2 protein-coding genes are annotated in these 2,449 nt (G+C 65.8%); both read left to right on the forward strand.

The features are described from left to right. Positions 1 to 18 precede the first annotated feature (18 nt). Positions 19 to 1,188, forward strand: coding sequence for a PLP-dependent aspartate aminotransferase family protein (locus RMP10_RS07310; RefSeq protein ID WP_345785782.1), 1,170 nt, complete (start codon positions 19 to 21; stop codon positions 1,186 to 1,188). 70 nt (positions 1,189 to 1,258) lie between these two features. Beyond that, positions 1,259 to 2,332, forward strand: a complete 1,074-nt coding sequence (locus tag RMP10_RS07315; protein WP_310569711.1) for a M48 family metallopeptidase — start codon at positions 1,259 to 1,261, stop codon at positions 2,330 to 2,332. The last annotated feature ends 117 nt before the right edge of the window (positions 2,333 to 2,449 follow it).

Raw genomic sequence — 2,449 nt, forward strand, 5'->3', positions numbered from 1 at the left:
TCCTCCATCCCGTTCCTGATGACACGAATCTTCGAGACCGACCTGCGCGACGGACCGTCCACGCGCGCGATCCATGCGGGCCAGCGACCGGATGCGGTGAGTGGCGCGATCATGACGCCGCTGTACCTCACCAGCACGTACGTGCATGAGGAGTTCGGCGTGCATCGCGGTTACGAGTACGCCCGGGGCAAGAATCCGACGCGTGAAGCGCTGGAGCGGAATGTCGCCGCCCTCGAGGGGGCCACGCACGGTTTCGCCTTCGGCAGCGGCATGGGGTGCCTCACCAGCCTGATGATGCTCTTCCGCTCCGGTGACCACGTCATCGTCGGCGAGAACGTGTATGGCGGCACGTACCGGCTGTTCGACAAGCTGCTGCGCCAGTTCGGGCTCACCTTCACCTACGTCGACACGCGGGATCCGCAGCGCATCGCCGATGCCGTCACGGCGCAGACCCGCGCGGTGATGCTGGAAACGCCGACCAATCCGCTGATGCGGCTCACCGACCTCGCCGCTGCCGCCGACATCGCGCGGCGCGCCGGTGCGCTGACGATCGTCGACAACACCTTCGCGACGCCGATCTTCCAGCGTCCGCTGGAGCTGGGCGCTGATATCGTCTGGCATTCGACCACGAAGTACATCAACGGTCACTCTGATATGATCGGCGGCCTCGCCGTCGTTCTTGAGGATGAGCTGGCCGATCGGCTCCAATTCATCCTGAACGCGGCAGGCGCCGTCCCCGGCCCATTCGATGCCTGGCTGGCTCTTCGCGGAACCAAGACGCTTCCGCTTCGCATGAAGCAGCACGATCTCAACGGCCGGGCCGTGGGCGCTTGGCTGCTGGAGCGGCTGGGCGAAGACCGGGTGATCTATCCCGGCCTCGCGCACCACCCGCACCACGAGCTCGCCAAGAAGCAGATGAGCGGCTTCGGCGGCATGATGACGCTCGACCTCAAGACCATCGACAACGCCCGGAAATTCCTCGAGCGGGTGCGCGTGTTCTCGCTGGCCGAGTCGCTGGGCGGCGTAGAGAGTCTCACCAATCACCCGTTCAGCATGACCCACGGGTCGGTGCCGGCCGACATCAAGATTGCCATGGGACTGAACGACGGCATGGTCCGCCTCTCCTGCGGCATCGAAGACGCCGAGGATCTGATCGCCGATCTCGACGGGGCGCTGGAAGGGATCTGATCCCAATTCCCGCCTGCGTGGAACTTGAGCACCCTCCCGCCGTAGGGAGGGTGTCTCCAGCCCCCTGATTATGCCCGCCACACCGCTTACGCAGATCTCGTCGGTCACCTGGGAGCATCCGGCCGACCGAGCCGCCCTGCAGACGCTGCGCGCCCTCCCGGGATTTGACGAGGTCGTTCGCAAGATCGCCAGCGTCTTCGGCGAGCGCGGCGTCCGCAATCTCTTCCTCGGCGACGCCGTCCTGGTCGGTCCGACGCAGCGCCCCATGCTGCACGCGCTCTATCACGACGTGCTCCAGGCGCTCGACTGGCCAAATACCGGTCACCCGGTCCCCCAGTTGTACGTGGCGCAGAACCCGATCGCCAATGCCGGCGCGGTCGGCTTCGACCAGCCCTTCATCGTGATCAACTCGGGCGTGCTCGAGCTGCTCGAGCCGGAGGAGCAGCGCTTCATCCTGGCGCAGCAGCTTGGCCACATCATGACGGGGCGCACCACGTATCGCACGATTGCGTTGATTGTGCTCTTCTTCGGCATGAGCGCGCTGCCGCTGCTGGCGTCGATCGCGCTGCTGCCCTTTCAGCTCGCGCTGCTCGAGTGGTATCGCAAGTCGGAGCTCTCGGCCGACCGCGCTGGCATGCTCGGCACGCAGGACCCGCGCGCCAGCCTGATGACCTTCCTCAAGCTGGCGGGCGGTCGTGCCTACGGTGACACGATCGACCTCGACGCCTATCTCGCGCAGGCCGCCGAGTACGAAGTTGGCGGAACGGCATGGGACAACGTGATCAAAGCGCTGAACACGGCGCTCCGCGAACATCCGTTCCATACCGTCCGCGCCGGTGAGTTGCAGCGCTGGCAGCAGTCGGGGGACTACACACGCATCGTCGTTGGCGAGTACATCCGCCGCGGCAGTGAAGCCGAGCGTCCGTTGCGCGATGACCTGCGCGACGCGAAGGACTACTACGCCGAGAAGGCGAAGGCCGCGGCGGAAACCGTTGGCGACGTCATCAACCGCGCAGCCGATGCGTTCCGCGACGCGTTCAAGACGGCAGCCAGTGCGGCCAGCATGGGTGACGATATGCCGCCTCCGCCGCCGCCTGCTTCTCCGCCGCCACCGCCAGCTCCTGAACCGCCGGTTGGGGTGTGATTTGCTGGTTAGGTTGAACTGATGACGCAGAGAAGCAGAGGGGGCGGGGGCCGCCCAGAAAACCCAAATTTTTTATGGGGGCCCGGCGCCCCCAGACGCACAGGGGGGTAGGTTAAA

The organism is Gemmatimonas sp. (assembly GCF_031426495.1).
Classification (GTDB): Bacteria; Gemmatimonadota; Gemmatimonadetes; order Gemmatimonadales; family Gemmatimonadaceae; genus Gemmatimonas.

Bases quoted from the DNA above. Each gene is read 5' to 3' on its own strand.
- RMP10_RS07310 (WP_345785782.1), top strand. From the start codon at position 19: ATGACACGAATCTTCGAGACCGACCTGCGCGACGGACCGTCCACGCGC.
- RMP10_RS07315 (WP_310569711.1), top strand. From the start codon at position 1,259: ATGCCCGCCACACCGCTTACGCAGATCTCGTCGGTCACCTGGGAGCAT.